12 protein-coding genes and 2 pseudogenes are annotated in these 13,663 nt (G+C 62.4%); 9 read left to right on the forward strand and 5 right to left on the reverse strand.

The features are described from left to right. Positions 1 to 7 precede the first annotated feature (7 nt). Positions 8 to 514, forward strand: coding sequence for a nuclear transport factor 2 family protein (locus M529_RS44080; protein ID WP_021319619.1), 507 nt, complete (start codon positions 8 to 10; stop codon positions 512 to 514). Between the two features lie 32 nt (positions 515 to 546). Here the strand turns inward: M529_RS44080 and M529_RS44085 are convergent, their stop codons facing one another. After that, a complete protein-coding gene (locus tag M529_RS44085; RefSeq protein WP_021319620.1) occupies positions 547 to 2,364 on the reverse strand; it encodes a monovalent cation:proton antiporter-2 (CPA2) family protein in 1,818 nt (605 codons plus the stop codon). 176 nt (positions 2,365 to 2,540) lie between these two features. Between M529_RS44085 and M529_RS44090 the strand changes: the two genes are divergently transcribed. Then, positions 2,541 to 3,422 carry an AraC family transcriptional regulator gene (locus M529_RS44090; RefSeq protein ID WP_021319621.1) on the forward strand — a complete coding sequence of 294 codons (882 nt, stop codon included), beginning with the start codon at positions 2,541 to 2,543 and terminating at the stop codon, positions 3,420 to 3,422. On the opposite strand, the gene M529_RS49440 is transcribed toward M529_RS44090, so the two are convergent. The 3 genes from M529_RS49440 to M529_RS44100 form a co-directional block, all read right to left on the reverse strand. Next, a complete protein-coding gene (locus M529_RS49440; protein WP_152522657.1) occupies positions 3,382 to 3,570 on the reverse strand; it encodes a hypothetical protein in 189 nt (62 codons plus the stop codon). The genes M529_RS44090 and M529_RS49440 overlap by 41 nt on opposite strands. A gap of 31 nt (positions 3,571 to 3,601) precedes the next feature. Beyond that, positions 3,602 to 4,444 carry an oxidoreductase gene (locus tag M529_RS44095; protein WP_021319623.1) on the reverse strand — a complete coding sequence of 281 codons (843 nt, stop codon included), beginning with the start codon at positions 4,442 to 4,444 and terminating at the stop codon, positions 3,602 to 3,604. Between the two features lie 264 nt (positions 4,445 to 4,708). Then, positions 4,709 to 7,723: a GAF domain-containing protein gene (locus M529_RS44100; protein WP_084491302.1), complete on the reverse strand. Its 3,015-nt coding sequence runs from the start codon at positions 7,721 to 7,723 to the stop codon at positions 4,709 to 4,711. Positions 7,724 to 7,974: 251 nt separating this feature from the next. Here M529_RS44100 and M529_RS50800 point away from each other — a divergent pair. Continuing rightward, a pseudogene (locus M529_RS50800) lies at positions 7,975 to 8,684 on the forward strand (IS6 family transposase). On the opposite strand, the gene M529_RS50425 reads toward M529_RS50800, so the two are convergent. Next, entirely contained in the window at positions 8,681 to 9,280 is a 600-nt protein-coding gene (locus tag M529_RS50425; RefSeq protein ID WP_236617734.1) for an IS5 family transposase, read from the reverse strand. The pseudogene M529_RS50800 and the gene M529_RS50425 overlap by 4 nt on opposite strands. On the opposite strand from M529_RS50425, the pseudogene M529_RS50080 reads away from it, so the two are divergent. The 6 genes and pseudogenes from M529_RS50080 to M529_RS44130 form a co-directional block, all read left to right on the forward strand. Beyond that, positions 9,204 to 9,386, forward strand: a pseudogene (locus tag M529_RS50080) (IS110-like element ISMmg1 family transposase); the annotation flags it as partial. The gene M529_RS50425 and the pseudogene M529_RS50080 overlap by 77 nt on opposite strands. A 332-nt stretch (positions 9,387 to 9,718) precedes the next feature. Then, complete coding sequence (locus M529_RS44110) at positions 9,719 to 10,402, forward strand: carbonic anhydrase (protein ID WP_021319628.1); 684 nt, start codon at positions 9,719 to 9,721, stop codon at positions 10,400 to 10,402. Between the two features lie 295 nt (positions 10,403 to 10,697). After that, complete coding sequence (tnpA, locus tag M529_RS44115) at positions 10,698 to 11,087, forward strand: IS66-like element accessory protein TnpA (RefSeq protein ID WP_021317578.1); 390 nt, start codon at positions 10,698 to 10,700, stop codon at positions 11,085 to 11,087. After that, positions 11,084 to 11,446 carry an IS66 family insertion sequence element accessory protein TnpB gene (tnpB, locus tag M529_RS44120; protein ID WP_021317577.1) on the forward strand — a complete coding sequence of 121 codons (363 nt, stop codon included), beginning with the start codon at positions 11,084 to 11,086 and terminating at the stop codon, positions 11,444 to 11,446. Before tnpA ends, tnpB begins: the two co-directional genes overlap by 4 nt. Before the next feature lie 57 nt (positions 11,447 to 11,503). Then, positions 11,504 to 13,036, forward strand: a complete 1,533-nt coding sequence (tnpC, locus tag M529_RS44125; RefSeq protein ID WP_021317576.1) for an IS66 family transposase — start codon at positions 11,504 to 11,506, stop codon at positions 13,034 to 13,036. After that, complete coding sequence (locus M529_RS44130; RefSeq protein WP_021317575.1) at positions 13,033 to 13,632, forward strand: plasmid pRiA4b ORF-3 family protein; 600 nt, start codon at positions 13,033 to 13,035, stop codon at positions 13,630 to 13,632. Before tnpC ends, M529_RS44130 begins: the two co-directional genes overlap by 4 nt. Positions 13,633 to 13,663 lie beyond the last annotated feature (31 nt).

Genomic DNA, 13,663 nt, shown 5'->3' on the forward strand with positions numbered 1-13,663 from the left:
AGGAACCATGTTGAAGACGATTTCAGCCATCGCCCGTATCGCGGCGCTCTCCGCCGTTGTCGGGTTCGTCGTGCTCGGCGCGCAGAAGGCGGGCGCCATCGCCGGCAGCGAGGAATCCCGCAACCGCGCCGCCATCGCCCGCAGCTTCGAGGCCTGGCGGGACGGCACCGGCGGTCCGTACGACCTGCTCGCCGAGGATGCGCTGTGGACCATCACCGGCAACTCGCTGGCCGGCAAGACCTATCACAACCGAGAGGCGTTCATGAGCGAGGTCATCCGGCCCTTCAATGGCCGGATGGCGGAGCGGCTGGTCCCCACCGTCCGTCGCATCTATGCCGAAGGTGACAGTGTCATTGTGCACTTCGATGCGCGAGGCGTCGCCCGAGACGACAAGACCTATGTGAACAGCTACGCTTGGCTGCTCCAGCTGAAGGACGGGCGAATCGTGCGCGCCCATGCCTTCTTCGACGCCTATGCGTTTGACGACCTGTGGCGCCGCGTGCAACCGCGGTAAGGGAATTCACAGACCGAGCCGGCGGTGCCTTTTCAGGTGCCGTTGGCCTTCTCTTGCCTGCTCGCAACCCGGTCCGGCGCCGTCTCGTGGACCGAAAGGTCGATCGCAGCCTTGGCTCGGTCACCGCTGAAAAGAGCACGCACGCCCGTCACGTCACCCCACTGCTCCCGCTCGAGCCGCGCAGCATCGCGCGCTCTGATGCGATCGCCATAGTCCCGCATCTGCTCGGTCGTAGCGCCCAGCAGCTCGATCGCCTTCTGTCCCAGCATCATCGCCGATTCAAACGTCTCGCGGATTGAGAAAGCCGCCCCCTTCCCGTCCAGCACCTGCATGTGAACGCGGTCACTCGCTCGCGCCAGGACGGGCACCCGCGGGAAATTGGCCGTCAGCAACTCGACGATGCGGGTCGTGGCGATCGGATTGTCGACGCAGACGAGGACCACCGCCGCCTTGTCCACCCCGGCAGTACGCAGAATGTCGAGCCGCGTGCCGTCCCCATAATAGACCTCGAATTCAAAATCTCGCGCAACGTCGATCATCTCGATATCGGTGTCGATGATCGACACGTCATCGCCGCGCGCCAACAGAAACTGGCTGGCGATCTGGCCAAAACGGCCGAATCCGATGACCAGTGCCCGGGCGCTGAGCCCCTGCGGCAGGTTCGACGCGATTGTCTCCGGCGGGCGCGCGCCGCGCAGTTGCCGCAAGGCGAGCATGACGAGCGGCGTCAGCGCCATGGACAAGATAATGATCGCGTTGAGGATCGCCACCTGATCCCGGGTGATGATGCCCACGCCGTGCGCGGCGGCATAGAGGACAAAGGCGAACTCGCCGCCCTGCGCCATGATCGCGGCGCGGAAAGCGCCCTCCTCATGGCCAGACCGGAACAGCCGCGCCACCGCGTAGATCGCCGCCGCCTTCGTCGCCATATAGGCGAAGGCGAAGAACAGGATCAGCCGCCAGTTTTGCGCGACGACGGAAAGGTCGAGCGACATCCCCACCGCGATGAAGAACAGGCCAAGCAGGATGCCGCGAAAAGGTTCTATGTCGGCCTCCAGCTGGTGCCGGAAGATCGATTCTGAAAGCAGCACCCCAGCGAGGAAAGCGCCCATCGCCATGGATAAGCCCCCCAGTTGCATCAGCCAGGCCGCTCCCAGAACGACCAGCAGTGCCGCTGCCGTCATCACTTCGCGCGCTTGGCTGCCCGCGAGCAGACGGAACAGCGGATTGAGGAGATAACGACCGGCTAGGAAGAGGCCGCCGATCGATGTCACACCCACGAGGATGCCGGTGATCCCGCGGCCCGAAGTGCTCTCCACGGCGGCGGGGGCGAGAAAAGTTACCATCAGCAGCAATGGGACGATCGCCATGTCCTCCAGCAGCAGGATGGCGACGATTTCCTGACCTGCCCCGCTGTCGAAACGGCCCTGCTCTTCCAGTAACCGCATAACAATCGCAGTCGAGGTCAGCCCGAAGCCGATGCCCGCCACGAAGGACGGCACCGCGGGAAAGCCAGTCACCACGCCCACGGCGGTCAACCCCAGCGCAGCAAGGCAAAGCTGCGTAAGGCCGATGCCGAATATCGCGCCGCGCAGCTTCCACAACCGTGACGGCCGCATCTCCAGCCCAATCAGGAACAGGAAGAGCACGATGCCCAGTTCCGCGACGTGTAGCAGTTGTGCCGGATCGGACAGTAGCCCCGTCCCGAACGGACCGATGACCAGCCCAGCCGCCAGATAGCCCAGCACCGATCCCAGGCCCAACCGCTGTGACAGTGGCGCCGCGAGCGTTGCCGCGCCGAGGAGGACAAGCACGGGAAACAGGTCAAGCGCATGGGATTCAGCCGCCATCGAGTCCCCGTGAGAATCAGGTTGCGCGGCACTATGCCTCGTTCACGCCCTTTCCCGCCATCGCTTTCCTGCCTGAGGGAAGTGGAAGGATTTTAATCCAGGTCAAAGGTAGCTATTATTGTCATTCGCGGTGACAGGGGAAAGGAACGGCGTTGCAGGCGGGCCGGGTAACTTCGATGGCGCCTTCCGCCACCGATGCGGTGAACAGCATCGGGCGCATCCTCGACAAGCCGCCTGAGCTTGCCGGCGATCCGTTGCAGGGGGAAACGCGGCTCACCAATCGCTGGGGCCACGGCGCGCTGCACGACACGCTGCCCGGTCTCTCCACGCATGTCGTCATGACCTATTATGGCGCGGACCATGACATCGTGTGGCGGTCGGCGGGAAAACGCATCGCGTCCCGCACGCGTGGCGGGACAATCACCCTGATCCCGGAAGGGCATGACGGACGTTGGGATATCAACGGCCCGATCGAGGTATCGCACGTCTATCTGCCCGATCAGCGCCTCCAGGCCTGCGCTGAACAGCTGGCGGGACAGCGGGTGGAGCTGCTGGGGCGCGTCGGGTTTGATGATCCATCGGCGGCGCGAATCATGGAATTGCTGAGCCGCGAGGCGGCGTCCCCAGATCCAGCTTCGCGCCTGTTTATCGAACAAGCGATCGACCTGCTGTGCGTCCAGTTGGTGCGCAGCCATTCATCTTTCGGCGCGCTATCGGTGCCACAACCGCGCGGGGGCTTGGCCGACTGGCAGGTGCGGCGCGTCACCGACTATATGCGCGCCCGGCTGGACGAGGAGATCGGTCTCGAGGAGCTGGCGGGCCTCGTTCACCTCAGCCGGTTCCATTTCTGCACCGCTTTCCGCAAGGCGACCGGCTGCACACCTCACATCTGGCTAGTGAACCAGCGCATCGCCCGAGCCCGCGAACTGCTGGTCATGGTGGAGCTCCCAGTGACGGAAATAGCGCTGGCGGTGGGTTATCAGACGCCGTCATCCTTCTCGGCTGCTTTTCGCAAGGTCACGGGCGTGACGCCAAGCGAATTCCGGCGGCGTCTCTAGGCAACGCCGTCCGGATGAGGATCAACCCCAGGGATGCCAGCGTTCCGGCGATGCCGAGCAGCGCCAGCATCGTTATCCAGAAGGCGGCCCGGTACCAAATGGCCGCGAGCGGAAAGCTGACCCGGGACTGGAGCGATGAGATCGTCATGGCGGTTCTCCTTTAACTCGCGGTAACCGGCTCAGCCGGCCGGATCGGCGGCGAAGTCGGTCGAGACCGATAGGTCACGCCATTCGGCGAGGATTGCAGCGTCCGATGCATGCTTGGCCTCGATCGCTGCCACCGTGTCGCTGCCCAGCGGCAGGCGGACCGGCGGATTGGGCACATCGGCGAAGGCGACCAGCACTTGCGCCAGCTTGTCGGGATCGCCCGGCTGTACATGATTGAGGCCGGCGGCCACGGTAACGACAGTGCCAGCGGTCTGGCTGTAGTCCGCGATCGCTGCCGTGCTGACCGACAACGAACTGGCGTCGAGGAAGTCAGTGCGGAAATAGCCGGGTTCCACCACCGTCACATGGATGCCGAGCGGCGCGAGCTCATGGTAGAGCGCCTCCGAGAGCCCTTCCACGGCAAACTTGGTCGAGCAATAAATGCCAAGTCCAGGGCCCGCGCAATAACCGCCGATCGACGAGATATTGAGGATACGCCCTGAGCGCTGCGCCCGCATGACAGGCAGCACAGCGCGGGTCATGCCCAGCAGACCGAAGACATTGGTGCGATAGAGGCGCTCGACCTCCTCGCCCGTCGCTTCCTCGACCGCACCGAGCAGGCCGAAACCCGCATTGTTGAGCAGCACGTCGATCCGGCCGAAGCGATCGGTTGCCGCGGCCACCGCGGTCCGCGCTTGCCCTTCGTCAGTGACGTCGAGCGGCAATGCGAGCAAGTTGGGGTGGGTGCCGAGCGCTTGAATGACGCTGTCCCTTTCGCGCGCGGTGGCGGCGACATTATCGCCCCGCTTTAGGGCGAGACGGGCGATCCGGGCGCCGAAACCGCGCGATGCGCCGGTGATGAACCAAGTCTTCACAGGGGGTCCTCCTTTGAGTCTTACCATGATTGGCCTGACTCAAAGTGCCCCAGTCGCAGGAACCGGGCCGTCGGCGGATTGCGGCTACTATCTCTGGATTGCGGTCAGCGAGGCGTCGGGAGGGGAAGGCGCCGTCAAAGTGAGTGCACCAACCGGCGAGAGGTTGGCCGTAGCGGCGGAGCTATGCCTTTCACAACCCCGTCAGCCCATGGCGCTACTTCAACAGCGGCTCGCGCAGCGATAGCTCACGAAGCTAAGCGAGCGTCAACCCTGCCGTTCGAAGCTTGTAAGGGCATTGATGATCATAGTCGCAGAGAACGGCTGTTCAATCCGAACGGCTCGCGGATCGTTAATGGCTCGGGAGTCGCCGGCCGAGACGGTTATGACGGCAGGCAAATCTGCAAACAGCCGTCGGATCTCCGACAGTAGCGTAAAGCCATCCTTGTCGGGCAACTCACCATCGATCACGATGCCATCGAAGCGCCCCTGTGCAGCGCGCAATACTCCAAGTGCTTCACCAGCGGTGCCTGCCAGTTCGGCATGGTAGCCCGCGGCGGCGAAAGCCTCGGCGGCCAGGAGGCGCAGCGTCTGGTCTGCCTCCACGACCAGGAGCCTCCGGCATTTGCCCGCGTCGAGGAGTTCCCTCACACGCTCGGCAAGCGCTCGCGACGTAAAAGGCTTCGGGATTAGTTCAACCCCCGGGTCGAGCCGTCCGCCGTGGACGATGGCATTGCGGGTATAGCCACTGGTGAAGAGCACTTTGAGGGCGGGTCTCAGCTTGCGCGCCTCGTCGCTCAATTCCCGCCCCGACATGCCTGGCATCACCACGTCGGTGAACAGCAGATCCACTTCAACGCCAGGCTGTTCAAGGATGCGCAAGGCCGCTGTCCCATCCGCCGCTTCCAAAACCGTATAGCCAAGCTCGCGCAGCACCTCCGCGGAGAATGCGCGCACCTCGTCGTCATCTTCGACTACCAGGATAGTCTCGCCTGCGGCGCCTGGGCCGTCCAGCCGACCCAGTTCGACGTCCGTGACCGCGTTTAACTCGCCAGTAAAGCGGGGCAGGTACATCTTGACGGTCGTACCTCGGCCTTCTTCCGAATAGACATTCACGTGTCCACCCGATTGTTTTACGAACCCGTACACTTGGCTGAGGCCAAGCCCCGTCCCGCGTCCGACCTCCTTTGTGGTAAAGAACGGCTCGAAAACCCGGACGAGGTGCTCCTTGGGCATGCCGAGGCCCGTGTCGCTGACCGCCACCACAACATAGTTGCCAGCCGGCACCTCAGCATGTGCCGCCGAATATGCAGTATCGAGATGGGCATTGGCTGTCTCGATCGTGAGGGTCCCGCCATTCGGCATGGCGTCTCGCGAATTGACGGCCAGATTTAGGAGCGCATTCTCCATCTGGTTGGGATCGGCTTCGACGGGCCATAGTCCGGGGCTGGTGACGATCTCGAGCTTCACGAGTTCGCCTAGTGAGCGATTGAGCAGGTCAGACATACCCGCTACAACCTTGTCCAGGTCGAGCGGCTTTGGCGACAGCGGCTGGCGTCTTGCGAACGCCAACAAACGCTGGGTGAGTGCTCCGGCGCGTTCCGCGCCCTTCATGGCATTGCCGATCGCTTTTTGGGCTCGCGCGATCCCTTCGTTCTTGTCCAGGGCGCGAGCAGCAATGTCCATGTTGCCGGTGATGATCGTGAGCAGATTATTGAAGTCGTGCGCGATGCCGCCGGTGAGATGGCCGACCGCCTCCATCTTCTGAGATTGACGCAGTTGTTCATCAACAAACCGCTTCTCGGTGAGATCTCGTGTGATCTTGGCGAAGCCGATCAGCTTTCCTTCCTCATCCTGAATCGCGTCCACCACGACACTTGCCCAGAATTCGGTGCCGTCCTTCCGTACGCGCCAGCCCTCCGCTTCAAACTTACCGGTGCGTGTCGCGGTGTCGAGGGTTTGAGCCGGCTTCCCCGCTTCGCGGTCGCGCTCGGTATAGAAAGTGGAGAAGTGACGACCGATGATCTCGTCGGCGGCATATCCCTTGATCCGTTCCGCTCCAGCGTTCCAGTTTGTAACCTGGCCTTCCGTATCCAGCATGTAGATCGCATAGTCGGTCACGCCATTGACTAGGATGCGAAAGCGCCGGTCACTCTCCTTCAGCTTGTCATAGGCTGCCCGGATCTCCTGCGTCCGCTCCTCAATCCGCTTCTCAAGCGTGGCGTTCAGATCCGTGAGCGCTGCCTCGGCAGCACGGCGGGCGATCAGTTCGCGCTCCAAAGATTGGTACAGCCGTGCATTGTCGATCGCTGTCGCGGCATGGCCCGCGATCCCCAATACCGCAGTTTCATGTTCCGGGGTGAATTGGGCCTCACGATGATGGCCGAAGAAAAGCCCGCCATGCACCTCCCCTGTCCGTGAAACCACCGGAACAGCGAGATAGCTTGTGACCGGTAGATGGCCTTCGGGCATTCCCTTGCGCGGCGTATTGTGGCCGTAGCGGGGGTCGAGCCGAATGTTATCCGACCGCACCACACCCTCGCCCGAGAATGTGGGGGCGAACACGGCCGTGTTGCGGGGCATCGGAAATTTGGAAAATGCCTCTCGTGGTACCCCAGACAGGCTGTAGAGCATGTAGCTCTCGCCCTTCTCATTGACGAGATTGTAAAAGAAGGCACCGAACTCGGCGCCGGTCAGTTCCACCCCCGCATCCGTGATCAGTTGGACGATACGGTCAAGATCCCGCTCGGCCGCGACCGCAGCTCCGGTTCGGTTGAGCAGTTGGAAGCCGTTCTGAAGCGCCACATTGTCCATCGCGGCGCTAACGAAGTCCGCGAGCCTCTGGAGCTGGTCCAGCGCTGGCTGATCAGGAGCATTGGCACGGGCCCAGTAAGCGCCGATGGAGGCCCGTGAAGCCCCCGCCTGAACCGGCATCATCGCCATGCTTTTGACGAAGGTCGGTCGATATGCGGCCTGGGGAACGCGTTCATCGGTATAGATGTCGGGTATCACCGCGGGTTTGCCGTTCTGCATCACCCATCCCGAGACGCATTCGGACAATTTGAACTTCTGGCCCTCCCACAGCGGTGCGATCGCATCTTCTGCGATATAGTGGCACTCGTCCCCTTCGCAGCGAACAAGGGTGATTCCATCAGCGCCAATAATCTCCCTGGCGGCGGAGCGTACAACTTCGACAATCTGCTCGAACGACCGCGCCCGCGCGAGCCGCTCGGCGGCTACAAACAAAGCAGACCAATCGCCCTTTTCCGATGCTCTGGTCATGGCGCCTCAGCGACGTTCTGAAGGACAGTGGCCGGCCCCCGGGGTCTGCGGGCGCGAGAGATCGAAATTCATCAAAAACTCTGCGACAAGCAGAAAGGTGATCGACATATCAATGACCTACTCGGGTTATCCGCAGCCAAACCTTGTAGGGATGGGGCCACGCCATTTCCAGTGCGAACAGCTTTTTTCCGGTCCGAACAGAGCCCGGCGGGGCGCTGTCAAAGCAAACTGACAGCAGCTAGATCGGCGGGATGAACCCACCATCCCGTAGCCCGTTCCGCTATTTTAACTCTTCCGCCGAGGTGATCCGGCTCGTGGTGATGATGTACGTCCGCCACCCGCTATCACTCCGGAACGTCGAGGATCTGCTGTTTGAGCGCGGCATCGACATCAGCCATGAAACTGTACGGCTATGGTGGAACCGCTTCGGACCGCTCTTCGCCCACGAATCAGACGGCAGCGAGTCAGCCGGATGCGGGGCTTTCGACACTGGCAATGGCATCTCGACGAGATGTATGTGAAGCTCAACGGAGAGATGGTGTATCTCTGGCGCGCCGTCGATCACGAAGGCGAGATACTCGAGAGCTACGTCACGAAAACCCGCGACAAAAAGGCGGCCCTGACCTTCATGAAGAAGGCATTGAAGCGTCACGGGTCGCCGGAAGCAATCACCACGGACGGCCTGCGATCCCATGGTGCCGCGATGAACGAGCTTGGCAACCGCGACAAACAGGAGATCGGCCGCTGGGCCAACAACAGGGTGGAGAACAGCCACCTCCCCTTCCGACGACGAGAGCGAGCGATGCTCCGCTTCGGGCAGATGCGATCCCTACAAAAGTTTGCTTCCGTCCACGCCAACTTCCACAACTACTTTGCTCTCGAACGTCACCTCGTCGATCGACAAACCTACAAGGAAAGACGCTCCGCCGCCGTGGCGGAGTGGCGGTCCCTGGCAAGCTAGGCGGCGTGGACAAATTTGAGCCAGTATCTGGCGGTGGCGAGATGGACCATTCCGAGGAAGCTGTTGGCCAGTTGATCGTATCGTGTGGCGATGGCGCGGTTGATCTTGAGCTGCCCAAACATGCGCTCGATCCGGTTGCGCTGCTTGTAGAGCGCCCGATCGTGCTCGATTTTCACGCGGCGGTTTGACCGGCCCGGAATGACGGCCTCGATATTCCTTTTGGCAAGGTCAGCACGGATTGTGTCGGCGTCGTAGCCCTTGTCGGCGAGCAAAGCGTCAGGTGCGCGCTCGGACAGACCGATCAGGGCGTCATATGCCTTGCAGTCAGCCGCTTCACCGACTGTCAGGTGGAAGGCGAGTGGTCGTCCGAGGGCATCAGCCAAACAGTGAAGTTTACTCGTGAACCCGCCCCGCGAGCGGCCAAGAGCGCGTCGATGAGTCCCCCTTTTATGGATGGCCCGCCCCTTATTGAAGCCGGATGCAGTAGGCTGCGATCTGGCTGACTTGGAGGGATGGACGATGCGTATTGCGGTGCTCGGTGTGGATTTGGGGAAGAACAGCTGCAGTCTGGTTGGGCTCGATGAGGCTGGCAGGATCGTGCTGCGCCGCCGGATGCGGCGCGAGACAGTGATCGCGTTCGCCGGCAAGTTGCCGACCTGCGTGGTCGCCATGGAGGCCTGCTGCGGGGCGCACCACATTGGCCTGGTCGTCGGCTTCATCTTCGTCGTGGCCCGCAACTTCCGCTCGGCGATCACCTTCGTCTGTGATGAAGGCGATTGCCTGATCCGTGCCCGCCGCAACCTGTACTTCATCCACAAGTACGAGCTTCAGAAGGAGTTGAACCGGGTTCCGGACAACGCCAATCTGCTAATTGATCTGTCCTCCACCAGTTATGTCGATCTCGACAATGTCGATGTCATCAACGCCTTCATCAAGGGCGCGGCATACCGCAATATCGCTGTCATAGTGCGCGGCGACATCGCCGAGCGGAGCGCGCCGCTGATCAACGCACCAACTTCGGAAGTTCGCTTCTCATGAAGAACTACAAGCAACTTCTTCTCGCCAACCGCGCTTGGGCGATCGAGTTGATCGAAGAGAAGCCGGACTTCTTCGAACGTCAGTCGCATGGGCAGAAGCCAGAGTTCCTGTGGATCGGCTGTTCCGACAGCCGCGTCAGCCCCGAGCAAATGACCATGACGCCCCCCGGCGGCATGTTCCTCCACCGCAACATCGCCAATCTGGTCAATGACGATGATCTCAACCTGATGTCGGTACTGCAATATGCGGTGACCGTCCTGGGCGTGAAGCATTTGATCGTCTGCGGCCACTATGGTTGCGGCGGCATCAAGGCAGCACTCGATGGCGGCACGACCGGCCCGGTAGATGAGTGGCTGCAGACCGCACGTGACGTCGCCAACGACCATTGGGAGGAGTTGGGCAACCAGCCGACGCCGGAGACGAAGGTCAACCGCTTCGTCGAGTTCAATGTGCGCGATCAGCTTATCAATCTAGCCCGCACCGTTACCGTGCAGGATGCGTTCGCGAAGAAGCAGGATCTGTGGCTGCACGGCTGGGTTTACGACATCCGAGACGGGCGCATCAAACCCCTCATGGAGATCGACCGCCATACGGCGCTGGAGGCAGTGCCGCATCCGCGACGCGTGCTGCTCTCCAATGATGAGGTAGCAGCTGCACCAGAGTCGGCCGCCGACGACTGAGACAACGGCTTCCGGCGGGTCAAAGCCGGGTTGTTCCCGGTAGCTGCCGTTTGCAACGGCCCCGGTAGGGAGCAATGTAAAGCTGCTTTCAAGCTCTAGCTCTTCGCCGCTGAGCGGCTTAGAAGCCCCCCGCTAAGCGAAGGTCATCGCAAGCCGATGACTGGTTTGGGGTAAGCGTGGTGAGCAGGCCGCCTTGCGCGAGATCGGTAGGATAGGCTGATTGCGGCTCTTTTGGGGAGCGGCGGTTTTGGACGATAGCGAGGCTGATGGGGCGAGTAGTCATACGAGCGGTCATATGACCACTCGGATTGAGGTCGTTGGCCGGATATCGGGCCGGCGGCGCTGGACGGTGGAGCAGAAGCTGGCGATTCTGCGCGATGCGTTCGGTTCGGGCGGATCGGTCCTGGATGCTTGCGAACGGCACGAGGTTGGCAGCGGCCAGATTTACACATGGCGGCGGCAGGCGATGTCGGGCGAGTTGACCGGAGTGCAACTGCCGGCACTGACATCTTTCGCCGAAGTTGAAGTGGCCGGGCCGCCGATGCCGGCCACAGCGCCACCTGAACCGACGCTCACATGTGGCCAGATCGGGATCGAGCTTCCGTCGGGCGTACGTCTGACCGTGGATGGATCTGTCAACACCGATGCGCTGGTACGCGTGCTCGCGGTCCTGACTGCCCGATGATCCCGCTCCCCGGCTTTGCGGGCACAGGCTCCACCCGGATATTCCTGGCCTGTGGCGCGACCGATATGCGCAAAGGGTTCGACGGGCTGGCGGTGATGACGCAGCAGGTGCTTGAGCAGAGCCCGCATTCGGGCGCCCTGTTTGCCTTCCGGGGCAAGCGCGGCGATCTGGTGAAGCTGCTCTGGTATGACGGTCAGGGCCTGTGTTTGTTTTCCAAACGGATGGACCGAGGCAAGTTCGTCTGGCCGACTACCAAGACGGGCAAGGTGATCCTCAGTGCGGCGCAGCTATCGATGCTGCTAGAGGGCATTGACTGGCGCCGGCCGGAACGCACAGCAGCACCATGTTTGGCCGGCTAATGGCGGATTACCGTTGTTTTTGTGGCGCAAAGAGGCACTTTATGCTAGCGGTTCGCCGTGTCGGACGCTGCTTCTTCCCTCCTCGACAAGGACGCCCGGATCGCCGAGCTGGAAGCGGCCTTGGCGGCACGCGACAGCCTCATTGCGGCCCTTCGCGTTCAGCTTGCCCAGCTTCGCCGCATGACCTTTGGTCAGTCCTCCGAGAAGCTGTCCCTGCAGATCGAACAGCTGGAACTGGCGCTGGAAGAACTGGAGGGCGAAGCCCAACTTGCCGGCACGCGTTCGTCCTTTGCGGATCGCAATGAACGCCCGGCACCGATCCGGTCGTTGCCGGCGCATCTGCCGCGCGAGGAGCGTCGTATTGAACCGGCGGCCGGCACCTGCACCTGTCCCGATTGCGGCGGCGCGCTGCGCCCGCTGGGCGAGGACAGCGACGAGATGCTCGACGTGCTACCCGTGCAATGGCGCGTCATGCGAACCGTGCGTCCCAAGTATAGCTGCCGCTCCTGTGAGAAGATCATTCAGGCGCCGGCGCCGCCCAAGGCGATTGCGCGCGGCAAAGCCAGCTTCGCAACGCTGGCCCATGTGGTGGTGAACAAGTTCGATCATCATCTGCCCTTGTATCGGCAGGCCGAGATGATGGCGGCACAGGGCATCGATATCGATCGCTCGACCTTGGCCGGTTGGGCCGGACAGGCCGCCGCGCTGCTCGATCCCATCGTCAGCCGTATCCGCGAGGAAGGTCTCAAGGCCGGCAAGATCCACGCCGATGATACACCCGTGCCGATGCTCGATCCCGGCAGGGGAAGGACTGCCACGGCCAGGCTGTGGGCCTATGTCGTCGATGATCGGGCTTCAGGCGTCGCCGGCCCGGCGCTTGTTTGGTACAAGTTCACGCCCGATCGCAGCGGCATCCATCCGCAGACCGAGCTCAAATCCTTCTCCGGCCTCCTTCAGGCCGACGGCTATGCCGGCTACGACAAGCTCTACGAGGACGGCCGGGTGAGAGAGGTCGCCTGCTGGGCGCACTTCCGGCGCAAGATCTTCGAGAACCACGCCACTAGCCCAACGCCGCTCACGACCGACCTTTTGGAGCGGATTACGCAGCTATATCGGCATGAGGCCGATATTCGAGGGCAACCGCCCGATGTTCGGCGTCAGCACCGGCAACGGCATTGCAAGCCGCTGGTCGATGACTTGCGCACCGCCATCGACGACGCCTTGCGTCGCCTGTCGCCAAAGTCGGCGATGGCCAAGGCACTCGCCTATGGCCGCAAGCGCTGGACGGCGCTGACCCGCTTCCTTGATGATGGCTACGCCGAGATCGACAACAACATCGCCGAACGGGCGATCCGGTCCATCGCGATCGGCCGCAAGAACTGGCTGTTCACCGGCTCGAAGGCCGGTGGCGAACGCGCCGCCGCCATCTATTCCATCATCGAGACGTGCAAACTCAATGGCGTCGAGCCGCAGGCCTATATCGCCGACGTCGTCGAGAAGATCGCCAGCAACTGGCCAGCCTCGCGCTGGGACGAGCTCATGCCCTGGAACTGGACAGCCGGCGGCACGCCCGTCAGCATGGCGGCATGACCGACCAGATCGCCCGGATTCGCATCACACTCGACGACATCAAGCCCGCCATCTGGCGGCGGGTCGAACTGCCCATCTCCAACAGCCTCAAGACCCTGCATCTGGCGATCCAGGCCGTTATGCTGTTCGAGAACTACCACCTGTTTCGCTTCGATATCGGCGAGGCCAGCTACGGCATCCGGTTCGACGATGACTATATGGACCCGCCGACCCGCGACGCCGGCAACCAGCGGCTCACCAAGCTCATCGAGCGCGGCGTCACCGCCTTCTCCTACACATATGATTTTGGCGACGACTGGCGGCACAGCATCGTCATCGAGGAGGTTCTCTCCGCCGATCCGGCCTTGCATTACCCCCGGTTCGTCGACGGCGCGCGCCGCGCACCACCCGAGGATGTCGGCGGTCTCCCGGGCTTCGAGGAATTTCTTGAAGCCATGGCCAAGCCGCGCCATCCGGAACGCAAGTCAGTGCTGCAATGGTATGGGCGTCCCTTTGATCCCGACGACATCAGCCCCGACGAAATCCACACTCGCATGGCCACGCTCGCCAAACGCAGGGCCTCCGGCAAAGCCGCTCACACCATCAACGAGGCCTGATCATCACTGCGGCCCTCAGACCACGCTTACG

This window comes from Sphingobium ummariense RL-3 (assembly GCF_000447205.1).
Taxonomy (GTDB): Bacteria; Pseudomonadota; Alphaproteobacteria; order Sphingomonadales; family Sphingomonadaceae; genus Sphingobium; species Sphingobium ummariense.

Excerpts from the sequence above, each read along its gene's own strand:
- M529_RS44080 (WP_021319619.1), top strand. The coding sequence starts at position 8 with ATGTTGAAGACGATTTCAGCCATCGCCCGTATCGCGGCGCTCTCCGCC.
- M529_RS44085 (WP_021319620.1), bottom strand. The coding sequence starts at position 2,364 with ATGGCGGCTGAATCCCATGCGCTTGACCTGTTTCCCGTGCTTGTCCTC.
- M529_RS44090 (WP_021319621.1), top strand. The coding sequence starts at position 2,541 with ATGGCGCCTTCCGCCACCGATGCGGTGAACAGCATCGGGCGCATCCTC.
- M529_RS49440 (WP_152522657.1), bottom strand. The coding sequence starts at position 3,570 with ATGACGATCTCATCGCTCCAGTCCCGGGTCAGCTTTCCGCTCGCGGCC.
- M529_RS44100 (WP_084491302.1), bottom strand. The coding sequence starts at position 7,723 with ATGACCAGAGCATCGGAAAAGGGCGATTGGTCTGCTTTGTTTGTAGCC.
- M529_RS44110 (WP_021319628.1), top strand. The coding sequence starts at position 9,719 with ATGAAGAACTACAAGCAACTTCTTCTCGCCAACCGCGCTTGGGCGATC.
- tnpA (WP_021317578.1), top strand. The coding sequence starts at position 10,698 with ATGACCACTCGGATTGAGGTCGTTGGCCGGATATCGGGCCGGCGGCGC.
- tnpB (WP_021317577.1), top strand. The coding sequence starts at position 11,084 with ATGATCCCGCTCCCCGGCTTTGCGGGCACAGGCTCCACCCGGATATTC.
- M529_RS44130 (WP_021317575.1), top strand. The coding sequence starts at position 13,033 with ATGACCGACCAGATCGCCCGGATTCGCATCACACTCGACGACATCAAG.